The following is a 19,483-nucleotide window of genomic DNA, read 5'->3' as shown; positions in this document are numbered from 1 at the left end:
TATGAAATATTTACAATTACTTTTTTTATGCTTTTACGTCTCTTTCGCGACAGCGCAAAACGTTACTATTGTTAGTGATGCCAATTCGCCAAGAGCAAAATTTGGAGCAGAAAAATTATCAGAAACACTTTCGGCAAAAGGCTTTACCGTTGCTTCTGCCGATAAATTAAAAAGTTCAAAAGATAAAGTAATTGTTATTGGAGAAAAAGGAACTGAATTTTGGAAAAAGAATGCGAAAAGCGCTAAAATCGATGATAGCAAATTAACAAAGAAAGAAGGTTTTTTAATTCGTACTCAAAAGAATATAATTTACATTGAAGGAACAGATGCGAGTGGTACTTTGTACGGAGCTTTAGAATTGGCGGATAGAATTAAAACTTCAGGTCAGCTTGCTTCAGAAATAAATATCGAAGACAGCCCAGAAATGGTGTTACGCGGTGCTTGTATCGGAATGCAGAAACCAGTTTATCTTCCGGGACGCGATGTTTACGAATATCCGTATACACCAGAAACTTTCCCTTGGTTTTACGATAAAGCACTTTGGATTAAATATTTAGATATGTTGGTAGACAACCGCATGAACTCTTTGTATTTATGGAACGGACATCCGTTTGCTTCTTTGGTAAAATTGAAAGAGTATCCGTTTGCAGTTGAAGTTAGCGATGAAGATTTTAAAAAGAATGAAGAAATCTATAAATTCTTAACGGTTGAAGCCAACAAAAGAGGGATTTGGGTCATTCAGATGTTCTACAACATTATTGTTTCTAAGCCTTTTGCAGAGCATTACAACATAAAAACGCAAGATCGTTCAAGACCAATTACGCCTTTATTGTCTGATTATACTAGAAAATCTATTGCCGCTTTCATCGAAAAATATCCAAACGTTGGTTTAATGGTTTGTTTGGGAGAAGCAATTAATACAGTTGATGATGATGTTGAATGGTTTACCAAAACAATTATTCCAGGAGTTCGCGATGGTTTGCAGGCATTAGGAAAAACAGAAGAACCGCCGATTATTCTTCGTTCTCACGATACAGACGGACCTTTGGTGATGGAGAAATCGCTTCCATTATACAAAAACCTTTATACAGAAAGCAAATACACAGGAGAGTCTTTAACGACTTACACACCTGGCGGACCTTGGGGAGAAACGCACAAACAATTGAGCGCCTTGAAATCAATTCATATTGAGAACGTTCACATTTTGGCCAACTTAGAACCTTTCAGATATGGTTCTCCGGACTTTATTCAAAAGACAGTAAAAGCAATGCACAGTGCACACGGAGCCAATGCATTACATTTATATCCGCAAGCTTCTTACTGGGATTGGCCGTATTCTGCCGATAAAACAAAATCAGGCGAACGTTTGTTAGAAATGGATCGTGATTGGATTTGGTACAAAGCTTGGGCAAGATATGCTTGGGACAGTCAAAGAGACCGAAATGAAGAAGTAAAATATTGGGATAAAGATTTAGCAGCGAAATTCGGAACGACACAAGAAGCAGCCAATAATATTTTAAAAGCATACGAAGAAACAGGAGAAATAGCTCCAAAAACCTTAAGACGTTTCGGAATCACAGAAGGAAACAGACAAACTTTATTGTTAGGAATGTTCGAAAGCCAATTGGTGAATCCGTCAAAATGGAGAGTGTATCCAGGTTTCCACGAATCTTGCGGGCCAGCGGGCGAATTGCTTTTAGAATATGCTAAAAAAGAATGGAACGGGCAACCGCATTCTGGCGAACTTCCAACGCAGATTATTGCCGAAATTACGGAACACGGAAGATTGGCTGTTGAAGCCATCGACAAGGCCGAAGCAAGCGTAACGAAAGAAAAAGAAGAATTTGCACGTCTTAAAAATGATATTCATGCTTACAAAGCTTTCGCCGATTTCTTTTCAGAAAAAGTAAAAGCAGCCCTTTTGGTTTTAAGATACAGTTATTCAAATGATATTGCCGATTTAGACAAAGCAACTCCTCATTTAGAAAAAAGTTTAGAATATTACGAATTATTGGTAAAACTAACGAAAGATACCTATTACTATGCCAACAGTATGCAAACAGCACAACGTAGAATTCCGATTGGAGGAGACGACGGAAACAATAAAACTTGGGCTGAATTATTACCACATTACGAGCGTGAATTGGCTAATTTCAAAAGAAATCTAGAGAAGCTTAAATCTTCGAAAGATGGAAAAGTAGAAAGCAAAGAAGGAAAACCTTGGAAAACGGCAGAAGTAACTTTTATCGATGAAAAACCGGGAAGTTATTTAGTTAAAACAGGAACTAAAGTATACGGAACTGATATTTCTGAATTGACAAAAATTGCTCCAGAACTTCAAAACTTAAGAGGATATTCGTTTGTTGAAAACGACCAAAACGAAAAAGGAACACATTTGAAGTTTAGAAATACAAAAGCGGTTAAATTAGTGGTTGGATATTTCAATTCAGATCAAAAGAGATTTTTATTGCCGCCAAGTTTAGAAACCGATGCCGCAGGAAATGCTCATGGTCAAGCCGAAGTGATTCTGGCAAGTGCGATGAACTTGAAAGATTTGCCTCGTGTAAATATTCATACGTATACTTTCCAGCCAGGAGAAAATAAATTGGATTTAGGAAAAGGAAAAGTATTGATTTTAGGTTTTATCGATGCAGACCAGAACATTACACCGCGTGATGTTGGCTATATTGATGCAGGAGAAAAAGCAGCAGTGGATTGGTTGTTTTATTAATCTACGTTCCTGCAAGGTTTTCAAAACCTTAGGTATTAAATGAATCTAAAAAATAAGACCTACAAGGTTTTGAAAACCTTGCAGGAAATAGAAAATATGAACAGAATAGTTTTTTTTATTTTTTGTTTTTTTTCAAGTACATGCTTTGTTTGGAGTCAAAGCACTAAGAATTCAGCGAAAATCCGAAAGGAACTTTCGCTGAATTCATCTTGGGAAACCATTCTTTTGGATAATCTTCCGCTGAAAGAAGAAGATTTTGTAGAAAATCCAAAAACTGATTCTAATTGGCAGCAGGTTAGTGTGCCTCACAATTGGGATCAGTATTATGGTTTCAGAAGAACAAAACATGGAAATTTACACGGTACGGCATGGTACAAAAGAACCTTAAAACTTGACAAAACTACTGCAGGCGAAAGGCTCTTTTTGTTTTTTGAAGGCGTTAGTTCTTACGCCACAGTTTGGGTAAACGGGAAAAAAGTGGGCGAACACAAGGGCGGTCGAACCACTTTTACGCTTGATATTAGCAAAGCCGTTTCGTTACAAAAAGAAAATCAGATTCTAGTAAAAGCTTCGCATCCTTCTTTTATTGCCGATCTTCCTTGGGTTTGCGGAGGTTGTTCTGGCGAATGGGGATTCTCAGAAGGTTCTCAGCCAATGGGGATTTTCAGACCTGTTTCTTTGGTGATTACAAACGATGTTAGAATCGAACCTTTTGGTGTTCATATCTGGAATGACAAATCGGTTTCCAAACAAAAAGCGATTTTGCTTACAACTACAGAAATCAAAAATTACGGAACTTCAGACCGAAATCTAACCATCGAAAATGTTCTTTTGGATGCTTCTGGAAAGAAAATAGTAAGTTCAAAAAGTTCGATTAAAAATACTTCGGGCGAAATAAGATCGGTTGCTCAGACTTTACCAGAAATTCAAAATCCGAAATTATGGTCGCCGTCTAATCCTTATTTGTATACATTGGTTACTTCTGTTTTTGAGAATGGAAAAATAATCGATCAATTGACAACGCCTTACGGAATTCGTTGGGTAAGCTGGCCAGTGAGTCGTGATGGAAAAGACAATCGTTTTTTTATTAATGACGAACCTGTCTTTATAAACGGTGTCTGTGAATACGAACATCAAATTGGAAACAGCCACGCCTTTTCAGATGAACAAATCCACGCCAGAATAGAACAAATCAAAGCAGGCGGATTTAACGCTTTCCGCGAAGCGCACCAGCCTCATAATTTATTGTATCAAAAAGAATTAGACGAAAACGGAATCTTATTTTGGAGTCAGTTTTCGGCGCATATTTGGTACGATACACCAGAATTCAAAGAAAATTTCAAAACCTTATTGCGAGAATGGGTTAAAGAACGCAGAAACAATCCGTCGGTTGTCATGTGGGGCTTGCAGAATGAAAGCACGATTCCGAAGGAATTTGCAGAAGAATGTACGCAGATTATCCGCGAAATGGATCCGTTATCAGCTTCACAAAGAATCGTGACGACTTGTAATGGAGGGGAAGGAACAGATTGGAATGTGGTTCAAAACTGGTCAGGAACATATGGCGGAGATCCGTTAAAGTATCATCTCGAAATGACTACGCAATTATTAAATGGCGAATACGGAGCTTGGCGTTCTGCCGATTTGCATACAGAAGGCGAATTCGATCAAAAAGGAACTTTAAGCGAAAACCGTTTTTCCCAATTAATGGAAATTAAAGTGAGAGAAGCTGAATCGGTAAGAGATAAAATTGCGGGACAATTCAACTGGCTTTTTGCTTCGCATGAAAATCCGGGACGCGTTCAAAATGGCGAAGGATTTAGAGATATTGACAAAGTCGGACCCGTAAATTACAAAGGACTTTTCACGATTTGGGGCGAACCTTTAGATGCATATTACATGTACCGCGCCAATTATGTTTCCAACAAAACCAATCCGATGGTGTATATCGTTTCGCACACTTGGCCAAGCCGTTGGGAGAAAGCGGGTATCAAAAACGGAATTGATATTTACTCGAATTGTGACGAAGTAGAATTGTTTAATGACGTAAATAAAGTTTCACTTGGAAAATTGAAGAATCCCGGAATCGGAAAACATTTTCAGTTTAACAATGTCAATATTCAGTATAATGTTTTATATGCAGTTGGATATGTAAACGGAAAGGCGGTTGCCAAAGATTATATCGTTTTGAATACGCTTCCAAAAGCACCAAGTTTAGAATCTTTAACTCCTGATAAAAGCGATATTTTAAAAGCAAAAAGCGGTTTAAATTACATTTATAGAGTTAATTGCGGAGGTTCAGAATTCACAGATAGTAACGGAAATACTTGGCTGGCCGACACGCACAAAAGCGGACAAAATACTTGGGGATCTTTATCTTGGACCGATAATTTTGAGAAGCTTCCTGACTTTTTTGCAAGCCAAAGAAGCAGTTTTGATCCTGTTAACGGTACAAAAGATCAAGCTTTATTTCAGAATTTCAGATACGGAATTGATAAATTACGTTATGAATTTCCAGCGCCAGACGGAGAATATGTAATCGAATTGTATTTCTCAGAACCATGGTACGGAAAAGGTGGAGGACTAGACTGCAAAGGCTGGCGATTATTTGATGTTGCCATTAATGACAATATAGTTTTAAAAAATTTTGATATTTGGGCAGAAGCAGGACATGATAAAGCGTTAAAGAAAACTTTTAAAGTTAAAAGCACTGGCGGAAAAATTAAAATTTCGTTTCCAAATGTAAAAGCGGGGCAAGCCATAATTTCTGCAATTGCAATCGGTACCAAAGATTATCACGCACGACCAGCTAGTGAATCTCCGAAAAACATTGAAAATCTATTTTTAAACCATTATGATAAATCAATAAATAGAGTTGCTTCTTGGTTGGATTTTAATTCGAAACAGTATTCAAATTCTGAGGTTGTTTTTACCGAATTACCTTCTGAAATATTTGGTGCAGATTATTTACAGTTTTCATCTGATTCAAAAGTTTCAGGTTCGTTTACAGCAAAGGAAGAATCGACTATTTATGTTTTAGTTGATGATAAAATAAAGGCATTAAAAGGACTTTCAGATTATAAAAAGATAGAAGAAAAAGCGAAAAACAGCAACGGAATTTCTTTTGATGTTTTCACTAAAAAAGTAAGCAAAGGCGAGAAAGTTCTTTTTGATAATGGGGAGACAATTTCAACAATTGTCGTTGCTCCAACGTATGATATGGGTGAAAAAGACGATTCAAGACCAGTGGTAATCATCGAAGCGGAAAAAACAAAAACAACTGGAACAGGAATTGAAAAAGGAAATTTCAAAAAAGCAGATTATGTGGAGTTTACAAAGAAAACCAATAACAGCATCGAGTTTGAAGTAAAACCAGGTGTTGCAGGAATTTATTTAATGCGTTTCCGCTTTATGAATCGAAACGAAACACCAATGAAAGTGAAGTTTAAAATGGAAGATGCGTACGGAATTTTAATGCGAAACGACACGATTGAATTTTTCCCTTCACCAGAAAAATGGAAAATTTTAAACACAACATCAGGAGGTTATATCAACGCAGGAACCTATAAAATTACTTTGGAAGGAGATGATTTGAAAGGGTTGCTGTTAGATAATTTTGAATTTCAGTAGGTTTTTTGTGAGGGACAAAGTGACAGAGTAACAAAGGGACAAAGGTTTTCTTTTGATTATGTATTAGTTTGTCAGGCTGAGCGAAGTCGAAGCCCACGCAAAGTAATTCCTTAATATTTGTCACGTAGAGACGCACTGCAGTGCGTCTAAAATGTAGTATGAACATTTAGATCTCAAGGTTAAAGAAATAAAATGAAATAATCTCGCAAAGACGCAGAGTCGCTAAGGAAATGACCATATAAGTGATATAAGTTCAATTAAGCCAAACTTAAATTTTCTTATATCACTTATATGGTTAAGAAAAAAAACTTTGCGAATCTGCGACTTTGCGAGAGAAAAAATAAAAATATGTTAAAAAAAATTACACTTGCATTATTGTTTTCGGTATCAATTTTTGCACAAAAACAAGCTAGAATTGTCGAAGACTTCAACAAAAACTGGAACTTCAAGTTAGGAGATTATCCAGAAGCAATAAATGCTAATTTTAATGTATCAGATTGGAGAACGTTTCAATTGCCGCACGATTGGAGTATTGAAGGCGCTTTTGATAAAGAGGCTAAAACCAAACAAGCGCAGGGTTTTTTACCTGCTGGTAAAGGCTGGTATCGAAAAGTTTTTACAATTCCTACCAGTTGGAAAAGTAAAACAATTTCAATTGAATTTGATGGTGTTTTTAAGAACAGCGAAGTATTCATAAATGGCAAATCATTAGGAATGCGTCCGAATGGCTATATTTCTTTTGGATATGATTTATCCGCGTATTTAAATTATGGACAGACCAATACTATTGCAGTTAAGGTAGACAACGATGCTCAACCCAACTCAAGATGGTACACAGGTTCTGGAATTTACAGGAATGTGAGATTGGTGGCGAGCGAAAAATTGCATGTAGCGAAGTGGGGAACTTTTGTAACAACACCTGAAGTTTCTTCAGCTCAAGCGAAAGTGCATTTTGAAGTTACGATTGATAATGATAATGCTTCTGCGAAAGAATTTAAATTGGTTACTTCGATTGTAGACGATAAAAATGTAGAAGTTGCCAATATGACTTCTTCAGAAAAAATCGGAGCAAAGACATCAGAAAAAAAGATTCATAATCTGGAAGTAAAACAGCCAAGATTATGGAATACCGAAAATCCGTATTTGTATAAAGTCATTACAAAAGTGTATGAGAAATCGAAACTAATTGACAATTACGAAACTCCGCTTGGATTTAGATATTTTAATTTTGATTCGGAAAAAGGATTTTCATTAAACGGTGTTCCAACCAAAATTAAAGGTGTTTGCCTGCATCATGATAATGGCGCGCTAGGAGCTGTAGAAAATATTCACGCCGTTAGAAGAAAACTAACGCTGATGAAAGAAATGGGGGCAAATGCAATTAGAATGTCGCACAACCCACATTCTTTAGAAATGATGCAATTGTGTGACGAAATGGGATTCATCGTTCAGGACGAAGCTTTTGATGTTTGGAAAAAGAAAAAAGTAACCAACGATTACCACAAAGATTGGGATGCTTGGCACAAACAGGATTTAGAAGATTTTATCAAAAGAGATCGCAATCATCCGTCGGTTATGATGTGGAGTATCGGAAACGAAATTAGAGAACAGTTTGACAGCACAGGAATTGCCATTACGAGAGAATTGGCTAAGATTGTAAAATCGTTAGATACCACTCGTCCAGTAACTTCTGCTTTGACAGAAAATGTAATAGAGAAAAACTTTATTTATCAGTCAGGTGCTTTAGATCTTTTGGGATTCAATTACAAACACGAAGATTATAAAGATTTCCCAACTAAATTTAAAGGACAAAAAATATTGGCTTCAGAAAGTGTTTCGGCTTTAGAAACGCGTGGACATTACGATCAATCGGATGTTATTAAAGCTTGGCCAACCAAACACGGAGCACCGTTTGATGGAAATGCAGATTGGACCGTTTCGGCTTACGATCAGGTGAAATCGTACTGGGGCGCCACGCACGAAGAAAACTGGAAAACCATTAAAAGTCAGGATTTCATGGCGGGAACTTTTATTTGGACAGGATTTGATTATATCGGAGAACCAGATCCGTATCCGTTTCCTGCGAGAAGTTCGTATTTCGGAATTGTGGATTTGGCCGGACTTCCGAAAGATGTGTATTATATGTACCAAAGCGAATGGTCGAATAAAACGGTTCTTCATATTTTACCGCATTGGAACTGGAAAAAAGATCAGGAAATCAACGTTTGGGCGTATTACAATAATGCCGATGAAGTGGAATTATTCTTAAACGGAAAATCTCTTGGAAAGAAATCCAAACAAAATGATGATTTGCATATTTCATGGAAAGTGAAATTCGAACAAGGAACTTTAAAAGCCGTTTCTAGAAAGAATGGAAAAGTAGTTTTAGAAAAAGAAATTCGCACGGCAGGAGAAGCTGCTAAATTGGATTTAAAAGCAGATAAAACTACCATCAAAAATGATACTTACGATTTGGTTTATGTAACGATTTCTATGTTAGATAAAAATGGAAATTTAGTTCCAAACGCAATGGATTTAGTTAATTTTGAAGTAACTGGCGGAGGAAAGTTAGTTGGAGTTGATAATGGTTATCAAGCTAATTTGGAATCGTTTAAAGCCAATTCTTGCAAGCTTTTTAACGGAAAATGTATTGCGATTATTCAATCAAATGGGGAGAAAGAGAATATTCAGTTGAAGGCGACAACTGGAAATTTAGAAGCTTCTGTTATTGAAGTAAAAGTAGAGTAGATTTATTGCTCGCAAAGTCGCGAAGACGCAAAGTTTTTTGAACCATATAAGTTAAAGAGATTTTAAGTTTTGACTTAATTGATTCTTAAATAACTTATATGGTTTAATTTTTATATAATCTTTGTGCCTTTGCGACTTTGCGAGATTTTTTATAATATGCTTTGAAGTATTATTTGTGTTTTTTTGTATAATTAAACTTATATTAGCCAAAATAATATTTTAAAAGCCGTAAAATGATTTGTACCATTTATTCGCATCATCTAGGATTAGAAAAAATCAAAGAAATTTTTCTCTCGCATGTTCCTAAAGGAGTTTTTTCTGCTAATGGTGAAAACCTCGAATTTGAAGTAAAAGGCGGAATCTTAAGTCCATCAAAAAAAGTTACTATTTTCTATAGAGAAAGAGCTATTCCTTCTTATCAAATTCCGCAAGTAGATGATTCTGAATTAACAGCCAATTTAAAAGGTTTGTATGGATTTGTTGATTCACTGCCAACTGAAAATGAAAAGGTAAAAGGGCTTTTTCTGCATAAAATACAAACACTGAATTCTGAATTTTCAATTCGTGAGGACAAAGGAGAAATTAAAGAATTAAATGCCATAATAGCTGATTTGGCAAAAGAATTTGATGCCGTTTTATTTGTGCAGCCGAATACTATTATTAGTAAATCTGAAACCCAGCATTTTCTAGATAAAGATTTGAATTTGATTATTGATACAGAAGGTAAATGTGAAATTGAAGATTTAGAAGTTCATATCAATTCGGAGTATTTTGATAACGATCAAGCGGAATTAGACGAAGATCAAATAGAAAGAAAAGCCAAGAATGAAGAAATTCTGGAAAGAGAAAATATAAAAATCAACAAACATCTGCCTTGTATTGAATCTGAAACAGAAACTACAATTCGATCAGCAAAAGAAATTGCAGAAAGAGTAAGTGTTTTGGCTGTTACAAATTTGGTTGCTTTCAATAGTATTTCGCCTGAAGAAGCAATTGATTATTTACAGAATTATAAACTTTGGGAATTGGTAACAGAAGGCGAAAAAGAGTTTTTAGCAAATCCGACGGAAGACAAAAAAATGTACGAAACTTGGAAATGCGAAGGCATTTGGACTTTAATGTGGGCTTTGAAAAAAGTCGATACGCTTGATTTTCCAAATGAATTTTGTAATCTAGAAAACATCAGTGCAGAAAATCATCCTGTAGGAAAAGACAAAGATCCTTTTGAATTTATAAATGCTGTGAATGAAGTTCGGTCTAAAAAAGAAATTTTAGATGCAGCCGATTTGTATTACAGATACAATTGGGCCTGCGTAGACGAAAGAATCAAAGGGAAACAAATAGAAAACATCAATCCGGGAATTGTGTACGAAAGACAATATGCGCTCAATTGGCTCATTCATTACCTAGATCAGGATTGGGATGATGTTACTTGTGATACTTAAATTTGTTGTTGGTTGTTAGTTGTTAGATTTTGCATCAAACTCATAACTCATAATTCATAACTCATAATTCATAACTCATAACTCACTAACCCATAACTTAATTTACAACTTATACGAGAAATTTTTCGATTTAATGATTTTTCCTTTATCGGTAATCATTATGCAGCTGTAATCGCGGAATTTTTGAAGTAAAAGTAATCCTTCTTTTTGTCCTAAAACCATGATAGATGTGCTTAATCCGTTAGCAGTTTCGGCATTGGGTCCGAAGACGGTAACACTGCACAAACCAGTTGCGGGATAACCTGTTGCTGGGTTGATAATGTGTGAATATCGTTTTCCGTTAAAAACAACAAATTTCTCATAACTGCCAGAAGTCGTTACGGCACCTTCTTTTAAAGGAATAGCAGTTAAAAGTTTTTCGGGATGAAATGGATTTGTAATTCCGATTTTCCAATCTTTTCCATTAGGCTGTTTTCCCCAGGTGCTCATATCGCCTGAACCATTTATAATGCCAGCTTGTACGCCTTTTTCAATCATCATGGCGCGGCATTTATCGGTTGCATAACCTTCGCCTAAAGCACCAAATCCAATTTTCATTCCTTTCAATTTGAGGAAGATAGTCGACTGTACACTATCTAGAATAATATTTTGATAACCGACTTTTTCCACTGATTTTTTTATGGCTTCCGCCGAAGGCATTTCGGTCATCGAGCCGTCAAATTTCCAGATTTTGTCCATTGCTGCAAAACTTATGTCGAATCCGCCGTTTGTAATTTCCGAAAGTTTAATGGCTCTTTGTGTCAATTGAAAAACTTCTCGATCTACTTTTACGGGTTGAATTCCAGCATTCTGATTGACTTTTGAAACCTGAGAATCCGGTTTCCAGTCGGAGATTAGATTTTCAATTCGAGTGATTTCAGCTATTACAACATCAATGTTTTGTAATGCCGAAAGCGAATCTTTATCAACAATACTGATATCGAAACGTCCGCCCATTAATAGCGTTGTCTTTTTTCGCAAAACCTGAGCATTTGTTACAAAACAACAGATTAAAGTAAATAGAAATAAGAATCTATTCATAACAATTAATAATCTAAATTCAATTTAAAATCACAATCTAAAATCTGCAATCTAAAATCTTTTAATAGCAGTCACTTAAAATCTGACCATTGTTTTTATAATCAGAAATACTTTTAAGACCATTTTCTTTGCATAAAATATCTAGAACGTTTTCAACATCTTTTTGCATGGCAAGCGAACCACAGATCATGATAACACCGTTTTTCTTTAATAAATCCATGAAAAAAGAAGTATCTCTTTTAATCAGATCCATTACATAAATCTGTTTAGCTTCACGCGATAAAGCGACATGAAATTGATCCAGATGCTGTTTTTGTTTCATCACTTTGGCAAACTTTTTATACGCCAGAAGTGTGGGTGTTTCCATTCTGAAACCGCTGTAAAGATGTATTTCCTGTTGTGTTTTATTTTGTTCGATCATTCCGAGGAAAGGAGCAATTCCGGTTCCGTTTGATATAAAAGCAACTTTTGGAGCTTTCTTTGGCAGATAAAAAGCAGGATTTTTCAAAATTCGAGCTTTAATAACATCGCCAGGTTCAAGATTATTTAAATATCCAGAACCAAATCCGTTTGGATGCAGTTTTACAACCAATTGTACATTACCAGAATGATTTCCAATAGAGTAGAGGCGTTCTCTCGTATCGTTTGCTGGATAAATAGCTAATAAATCGCCAGAAATAAATTTAGTTCTAGAATTGGCTCTTAAAGTCAGAATAAAAGTATGTTCAGTTTCAGAAATTGGAGTTTTGTCTAAAACCATTAGTTTCTGACGGCCTTTCGGAACATGATTGTATAAAGAGGGTGTATTGGCCAGCGAAATTCCAGTTTTGGTACTCCACAATTTTACCCATTCTACAAATTCAGAAGCTGATTTGTCATTTACAGTTTGTAAATCCAAATAACGTTCTGCCCAAGGCTGTTTTTCAAGAAGCCGATCAATTTCAATAGCAAATCCGCAGAAATCAGGATACGATTTAGAACCAAAACCTACAACCGAGAAATTGATTTTCTGCTTTTGGTTTTGTTTTTCTACTAGAGTTTCAAATTTATTTCCATTAGAAGGTGCATCACCTAAACCGTGCGTCGATGTAAAAACAATGATATGTTCTGCTTTTGGATATACCGAAAAACGATTTAATTCGGTTATAAACGCTTTATGTCCTTGACTGATTAATTGCTTCTGAATTGCATTAGCAAACCTGAAAGTACTTCCGTTTTCAGAACCTGTTAAAAGAATAAAAGTACTTTCGCTGGCTTTGAATTTATTTTTAATTCGGCTAGACCTTCTTTTTAAAGTAATGGCAAAACCTGAGTAAATAAAGAATAGAATATTAATACAGGCAATTGCCAGAATTACAGCCCAGATTCCGTTAATTCTTCCGGTATGAAGATCAAGACTCAAATCGGCAAACTGAATCGTCATAGGTGAAAGCTTTTCTGAAATTACAGCTCCAGTAACCTGATTGACTTCAATTTCACGATCTTTCAGTTCGATGATGTAATATTCTTCAGGATCGTCAGTAAAAGGAAATTCGATTTTTTTAACGTCTGATAATAAAGTAGTTTTAAATACAGAAGTTGTTTTGGCTTTCGCCGAAAGTTCTGTTTTTACAGGTTTTGCTTTTTCATCACCCATAAAGAAATTAAATCTTTCCAGCGACAAATACGTTCCTGTTAAGGCAATAATAAAAATAGGAATCAAAGCAAGCCTTCCTAAAACAACATGGTAATATTGCGCGAAATATTCTTTGATTACTTTAGAAAAGAAATTTCGGATGCCGCGCTGTCTTTTTAAAACCAGTACAAAACCCGAAATTGATATTAGTAATAAACAAAAAGAAATAACTCCCACAAAAAAACGTCCCGTTTCGTGAAGAAATAACGAACGGTGAAGTCCTGTAATCCATTTAATGAATTCGGTTTTCTTTACCGGAGTTCCAAGTGTTTTTCCTGTTTTGGGATTGATGTACGCATTCACATCATTTCCATCAGCATCAATGGCTTTTAGCGTTACAAATTGATTATAATCAATGCTTAGTTCTGTAATTTCTGGATACGCTTTTTTTAGAATTGGCAGGGTTTCTCCCAGTGTTATTTTATCAAAATCAGGTGCTTTGTACGGAAGTGTTTTTTCCTGAACTGCATCGACCGCCAGAATAATTCCGGTTACCGAAGCCAAAAGCAAAAAAAGTGAAGAAAATAAAGCCAGAGCTAAATGTGCGTAACGCCAGAAAGAAAGAGTCATTGAGTGTATTCTAGAAATGTAATCGTATTATATTTTGTTTAATCGTACGTATTTAATGTACCCTTTTCCATCTGTTTTTTCTGCAAGACCTTCTGTAGTAAGCGGAATTTCAAGATCGCTTACATAATATTTTTGATCTTCTACCGCAGATTCAAAACGTAGTTTATATCCTTTATTAATTTTAGAATTTTCAATTTCGATAGTCGTTACGCTGCGGTCTCCGCCAGTTACAGAAGCGCCTGTTTTAGCGCTGATATCATCTGATTTTTGAACCGAATGAAATTTATTCCATTCTTTTAATGATTTATACCATTTTTTATCATCGCCCATTACATACAGCGTTTTCTCGTATTCGCCATTTGCATTCACTAAAGAAACTACAATATAGGCGCCTTCTCCCATATAATTGTTCATTTGCAGCATGCATTTGTATTTGCTTGATTGTGCGTTAGTCTGGAAAGAAAGTAAAAAGATAAAAGCGCTTGCAAGAGCAATTTTTAATATTGATTTCATTGTAAATAATATATAAGTTAAGGTTTAAAGTTGTGAGATATAAAGATTACTTATGTCTCACAACTGATTAACTTGAAGTTCCAAAAATAAGTTTGGATTTTGGAATTTCAAATATGGCTGTATTAATAATTTGTTTTATTTTAAAAACTCGACAGAGATATTGCTTTTAGTAAGCACTTCATTTTCTTTTGCTAAAGCATAAGCGCTTTCATCAAATTCTGTTGTTACGTCTTTTTTAGCACCTGCTTCAATAAGATATTTTAAAACAGAATCGTCTTTGGCAATCATAGCAGCTCTGTGCAAGGCTGTTAATCCATCTTTGTTTTTAGCGTTGATATCTACTTTTAAATCCGTGATTTTTTTAAGAAGCGAAACATCATTTTTAGTAATTGCTAAATGATACAAAGTGTTTCCGTCTTTTTGTGCTGCGGCTAAGTTTAAACCTTTGTCCTGAAGTAATTTTGCTTTTGCTTCAAAAGGATTAACAGTTTCTTTTTCTCTTCCTGCCGGACGGTAAGATTGTACTAAATAAACGCCCAAGTTGTTTCCGTCTTTGTCTTTTACATTTACATCAGCGCCTTTTGTTAAAAGTAAGTTTACAGCTTCTGGAGTTCCGTATCGTACGGCAAAGGTCAAAGCAGATTCTCCTTTTGAATTTTGAGTATTGATATTTTTTGCTGTTGGAAGAAAAAGCTCTAAAGCAGCCGTTTCTTTTGCTGATGCTGCAGACATTACAGGTGTATTTCCTTCTTTATCAGCTTTATTTACATCAACACCTTTCGCTAAAAAGTATTTAATGATTTCAGTCTGATTTGGTTTTCCAGCTAAAATGTGCAATACATTTTGTCCTGCTTTGTTCTGGGCAGTTGGCTTTATTTTTACTTCTTCAACCAAATATTTATAAGTTTCGATTGGATTTGTTTCTCTTCGGCTTCCTTGTGCCGCGATTAAAAGAGCGGTATCGGTAGGTTTAATTCCCTTTTCGATAAGTTTCTTTAAAAGGGTAATATTTCCAGATCTTGCAGCGTATGTAAAAGCGGTGTTTCCTTCATTGTCAACGTCTTTTAGAGACATTCCTTTTGTTGAAAAATATTCTGCAGCTTTTAAATCTTTATCAGAAGCAATAGCTAAAAGCAATAAGTTGGCACCGTTTGCATATTTTTTCTTTGGATCAACACCCGCTTTAAAGAAGGCATCGTACATCGCTGGATTTGACTGTCCGTTTGAAGCGGCAAAATCAGCTGGAGTAGTTCCGTGGCTGTCTTCAAAATTAACATCAGAACCTTTATTTATAAGATATTCAACTAATTCGGTATTTCCTCTGTAAGCGGCCCAGTGCAAATAAATACGATTATCGTGGGTTAATTTAGTAATGGTATTTCCCGGCTGGTCTAATAAAAATTTGATAGTAGTAAAAGGTGCATCGTTGTTGATTGCCAGAGTAGTAACATCAAATGCATTGGCATTGGCTTCGGCTGGATTGTTTCCTTTTGCAATTTCAGCTTTTACTTTTTCTACATCAGGTGTAGTTTTCCAGAAAGACTGCTCTAAAAGTGAATTTTTCTGTTGTGCATTAACCAATGAAATAGCAGCAAATGCTAAAGAAATAAAAAGATTTTTTTTCATATTTCGGTATGTTGTTATTCGGAATCAAATTCCAAAAAATTATGAATGAGAATATATCTATTTAGAATAAATCAAAATAAAGGCAAATGTAAAGATTAATCTTTTTAAAGCAAGTTTTATTGTTGGTAAAAAGTTGAATTCTGATGCGATTTAATTCTATTTTAATCTAAAATATGCTTTTGCGCTTTGGATTTTATTCTATTTTGATAAAAAACAAGTGCTTAGACAATTGTTGTTGGTTTTAGTTTAACGCGTACAATTTTTTTTCTTTTTGATTTTAAGCAGATTACGAAAATATAATTTATAACTATTTGTAAATTAGTGTTTTATTCTTAATTCGATTTTCCATATAATTTAAAATACATGTTTTTTTAGCTAATAGTCGAGCAGCTTTTTAAGTAGAATTTGACGTTTTAAAAAGGGTAAAATGGGTTTGAAAAAGATCAATTTTTAAATGCTGCTGTTGATAACTGTTTTTTGCTTCTTGGTTTTTTTCTTGTAATTTTTGTTGACAAATCTATTTAGATCTAGTATAAATAACTGATAATTCGACGACTACGCAAAATTATACAGCTGTTAATAAATTGTATTTTTAATGTTTTTTCCTCCTTACTTTTACTGTTGATAATTGTTCGGTTTTTTAACACCAAAAGATAGCCTGATCGAGATTGAGGGGTTAATTTTGTAGGTATAGAAATCGCAGTTATCCTTCCCCAAAATCCTGTTGTTTTCTATTTCTCATAGTCACCATTTAATACTATATATTATGTCTATATTTGATAAAAGAGTCAATTATAAACCTTTTGAGTACCCAGAGGTTTTACAATTTACAGAAGCCATAAATAAAGCGTATTGGGTTCATACCGAAGTAGATTTTACTGCTGATACTCAGGATTTTCATGCTCATCTATCGGTAGCTGAAAAAACGGCTGTTAAAAACAGTTTATTGGCGATCGCACAAATTGAAGTTGCTGTTAAGAGTTTTTGGGGAAACATTTACGAGCACTTTCCAAAACCGGAATTTAACGGATTAGGAACTACTTTTGCAGAATGTGAGTTCAGACATTCTGAAGCGTATTCGCGTCTTTTGGAAGTATTAGGTTATAATGATGAATTTGAAAAACTTCTTGACGTTCCTGTAGTTCGCAGACGTGTTGATTATCTTTCAAATGTTTTAAAAGATACTCGTTCTCAGGACAATCGTAAATATATGGTTTCGCTGATTTTATTCAGTATTCTTATAGAAAATGTTTCTTTATTCAGCCAGTTTGCCATTTTATTATCTTTTACAAGATTTAAAGGCTACATGAAAAATGTGAGTAATATTATTGCTTGGACTTCAATCGATGAGCAGATTCATGCTAACGGCGGTATCTATATTATTAATAAAATCAGAGAAGAATTCCCAGAATATTTTGATGATGCTACGCTAAACCTTATCAGAGAAACGGTTAAAGATTCCATCGCAGTCGAATCAGACATATTAGACTGGATATTTGAAGAAGGTGAAATTGAAAGTATTAAAAAAGGTGATCTTGTTAATTTTATGAAATTTAGAATTGATGAGAGTTTAAAACAAATTAATATTCCAATCATTTTTGATGTTCCAGCTGAAGACTACAAAGCGCTTGCTTGGTTTGAAGAAGAAGTTTTTGCCAACAGTTTGGATGATTTCTTTGCAAAACGACCAGTAGAATATACCAAACACGATAAGAGTATAACGGCAAACGACCTTTTCTAAAAAGCAGACAATATATTATGAATACAACAGATACAAATGAAGTAAACAGTATTTCGCAGGAAAGCGGAAACAAAATGTGGTGGAAGAACTCTGAAAGTGAACAGATTTTAAATCGCGGTTATCTTTTGAAAGGTGAAACTGTTGAAGGTGCAATTGACAGAATTTGTACAGCAGCAGCCAGAAGATTATACAAACCCGAATTAAAAGAGTCATTTGTAGAAATGATCGAACGCGGATGGATGAGTATCAGTTCTCCGGTTTGGGCAAATATGGGAACCGAAAGAGGTTTGCCGATTTCTTGTTTTAACGTACACGTTCCGGATAAAATTGAAGGAATTACACATAAATTAGGTGAAGTGATCATGCAGACCAAAATTGGAGGTGGAACTTCTGGTTATTTTGGTGAATTGCGTGAACGCGGAAGCGCCGTAACCGATAATGGAAAAAGCAGCGGATCAGTAAGTTTTATGAGACTTTTTGATACGGCAATGGACACTATTTCTCAAGGCGGTGTTCGTCGTGGTGCATTTGCAGCGTATTTGGATATTGACCACCCAGATATTGAGGAATTTTTGAAAATTAAAAGCATTGGAAATCCAATCCAAAATTTGTTTACCGGAATTTGTGTGCCGGATTACTGGATGCAGGAAATGATTGACGGTGATGGCGATAAAAGACAAATCTGGGCAAAAGTACTGGAAAGCCGTCAGCAGAAAGGACTTCCTTATATCTTTTTTAGCGATAACGTAAATAAAAATAAACCTCAGGTTTACAAAGATCAAAACTTGAGAATCAATGCAAGTAACTTGTGCAGTGAGATTATGCTTCCGTCAACAAATGACGAATCGTTTATCTGCTGTCTTTCATCAATGAACTTGGAACTTTATGATGAATGGAAAGATACTGAAGCAGTAAAACTAGCAATCTTTTTCCTTGACGCTGTATTACAGGAATTTATCGAAAAAACAGAAGGGGATTATTATCTTTCTGGTGCTAATAAATTTGCTAAAAGACACCGTGCATTAGGTTTAGGAGTTTTAGGATGGCATTCGTATTTGCAGAAAAACATGATTCCATTTGAAGGAATGCAGGCTAAAATGAAAACCACTGAAATATTCAAACATATTAGTGAAAAAGCCGACAAAGCCACTCAGGAATTAGCCAGAATTTATGGCGAACCTGAATTGTTAAAAGGATACGGAAGACGTAATACAACCACAATGGCAATTGCGCCTACAACATCATCTTCGGCAATTTTAGGACAGACTTCTCCAGGAATTGAACCTTTTAGCAGTAATTATTACAAAGCGGGTTTAAGCAAAGGTAATTTCATGCGTAAGAATAAATACTTAACAAAATTACTGGAAGAAAAAGGTCTGGATAATGAAGAAGTTTGGAGAGGTATTATGTTGAACGGAGGAAGTGTACAGCACATGACCCAATTGACTCAGGAAGAAAAAGATGTTTTTAAAACGTTTAAAGAAATCAGTCAGTTAGAAATTGTACAACAAGCCGCCATTCGTCAGAAGTTTGTAGATCAAGGACAAAGTTTAAATCTTAATATTCCAGCAGAACTTCCAATTAAAGAAGTAAACCGTTTAATGATTGAAGCGTGGCAATTGGGAGTAAAAAGTTTGTATTACCAAAGAAGCCAAAGTGTTTCGAAAGAATTGGTTACAAGTCTGGTTACTTGCAGCAGTTGTGAATCATAAATATCAAAAGCC

The 19,483-nt window shown here is 35.2% G+C and carries 10 protein-coding genes; 6 read left to right on the top strand and 4 right to left on the bottom strand.

Annotated features, from left to right (window positions below; all coding sequences use genetic code 11):
• Nucleotide 1 precedes the first annotated feature (1 nt).
• From P2W75_RS15630 to P2W75_RS15615, 4 genes are all read left to right on the top strand, one after another.
• On the top strand, nucleotides 2-2,731 hold the full coding sequence (locus P2W75_RS15630; protein ID WP_276381187.1) for a glycoside hydrolase family 20 zincin-like fold domain-containing protein: 2,730 nt from the start codon (nucleotides 2-4) through the stop codon (nucleotides 2,729-2,731).
• 96 nt (nucleotides 2,732-2,827) lie between these two features.
• A complete protein-coding gene (locus P2W75_RS15625) occupies nucleotides 2,828-6,361 on the top strand; it encodes a malectin domain-containing carbohydrate-binding protein (protein ID WP_276381186.1) in 3,534 nt (1,177 codons plus the stop codon).
• Nucleotides 6,362-6,709: 348 nt separating this feature from the next.
• Nucleotides 6,710-9,109: a sugar-binding domain-containing protein gene (locus P2W75_RS15620; protein WP_276381185.1), complete on the top strand. Its 2,400-nt coding sequence runs from the start codon at nucleotides 6,710-6,712 to the stop codon at nucleotides 9,107-9,109.
• A gap of 233 nt (nucleotides 9,110-9,342) precedes the next feature.
• A complete protein-coding gene (locus tag P2W75_RS15615; RefSeq protein WP_276381184.1) occupies nucleotides 9,343-10,554 on the top strand; it encodes a DUF4272 domain-containing protein in 1,212 nt (403 codons plus the stop codon).
• Nucleotides 10,555-10,656: 102 nt separating this feature from the next.
• Here the strand turns inward: P2W75_RS15615 and P2W75_RS15610 are convergent, their stop codons facing one another.
• The 4 genes from P2W75_RS15610 to P2W75_RS15595 form a co-directional block, all read right to left on the bottom strand.
• Nucleotides 10,657-11,634 carry an FAD:protein FMN transferase gene (locus tag P2W75_RS15610; protein WP_276381183.1) on the bottom strand — a complete coding sequence of 326 codons (978 nt, stop codon included), beginning with the start codon at nucleotides 11,632-11,634 and terminating at the stop codon, nucleotides 10,657-10,659.
• Nucleotides 11,635-11,695: 61 nt separating this feature from the next.
• On the bottom strand, nucleotides 11,696-13,879 hold the full coding sequence (locus P2W75_RS15605) for a PepSY domain-containing protein (protein ID WP_276381182.1): 2,184 nt from the start codon (nucleotides 13,877-13,879) through the stop codon (nucleotides 11,696-11,698).
• A 27-nt stretch (nucleotides 13,880-13,906) separates the two neighbouring features.
• On the bottom strand, nucleotides 13,907-14,392 hold the full coding sequence (locus P2W75_RS15600; protein WP_276381181.1) for a DUF2271 domain-containing protein: 486 nt from the start codon (nucleotides 14,390-14,392) through the stop codon (nucleotides 13,907-13,909).
• A 135-nt stretch (nucleotides 14,393-14,527) separates the two neighbouring features.
• Entirely contained in the window at nucleotides 14,528-16,018 is a 1,491-nt protein-coding gene (locus P2W75_RS15595; RefSeq protein ID WP_276381180.1) for an ankyrin repeat domain-containing protein, read from the bottom strand.
• A 766-nt stretch (nucleotides 16,019-16,784) separates the two neighbouring features.
• On the opposite strand from P2W75_RS15595, the gene P2W75_RS15590 reads away from it, so the two are divergent.
• Both P2W75_RS15590 and P2W75_RS15585 read left to right on the top strand, forming a co-directional pair.
• Nucleotides 16,785-17,759, top strand: a complete 975-nt coding sequence (locus P2W75_RS15590) for a ribonucleotide-diphosphate reductase subunit beta (RefSeq protein WP_276381179.1) — start codon at nucleotides 16,785-16,787, stop codon at nucleotides 17,757-17,759.
• Nucleotides 17,760-17,776: 17 nt separating this feature from the next.
• Complete coding sequence (locus P2W75_RS15585) at nucleotides 17,777-19,471, top strand: ribonucleoside-diphosphate reductase subunit alpha (RefSeq protein WP_207295931.1); 1,695 nt, start codon at nucleotides 17,777-17,779, stop codon at nucleotides 19,469-19,471.
• The last annotated feature ends 12 nt before the right edge of the window (nucleotides 19,472-19,483 follow it).

Source organism: Flavobacterium sp. H4147 (assembly GCF_029360735.1).
GTDB classification, from domain to species: Bacteria; Bacteroidota; Bacteroidia; order Flavobacteriales; family Flavobacteriaceae; genus Flavobacterium; species Flavobacterium endoglycinae.
Note: the sequence above shows the minus strand (reverse complement) of the source record. Positions and strands in the feature narration are given on the sequence as shown.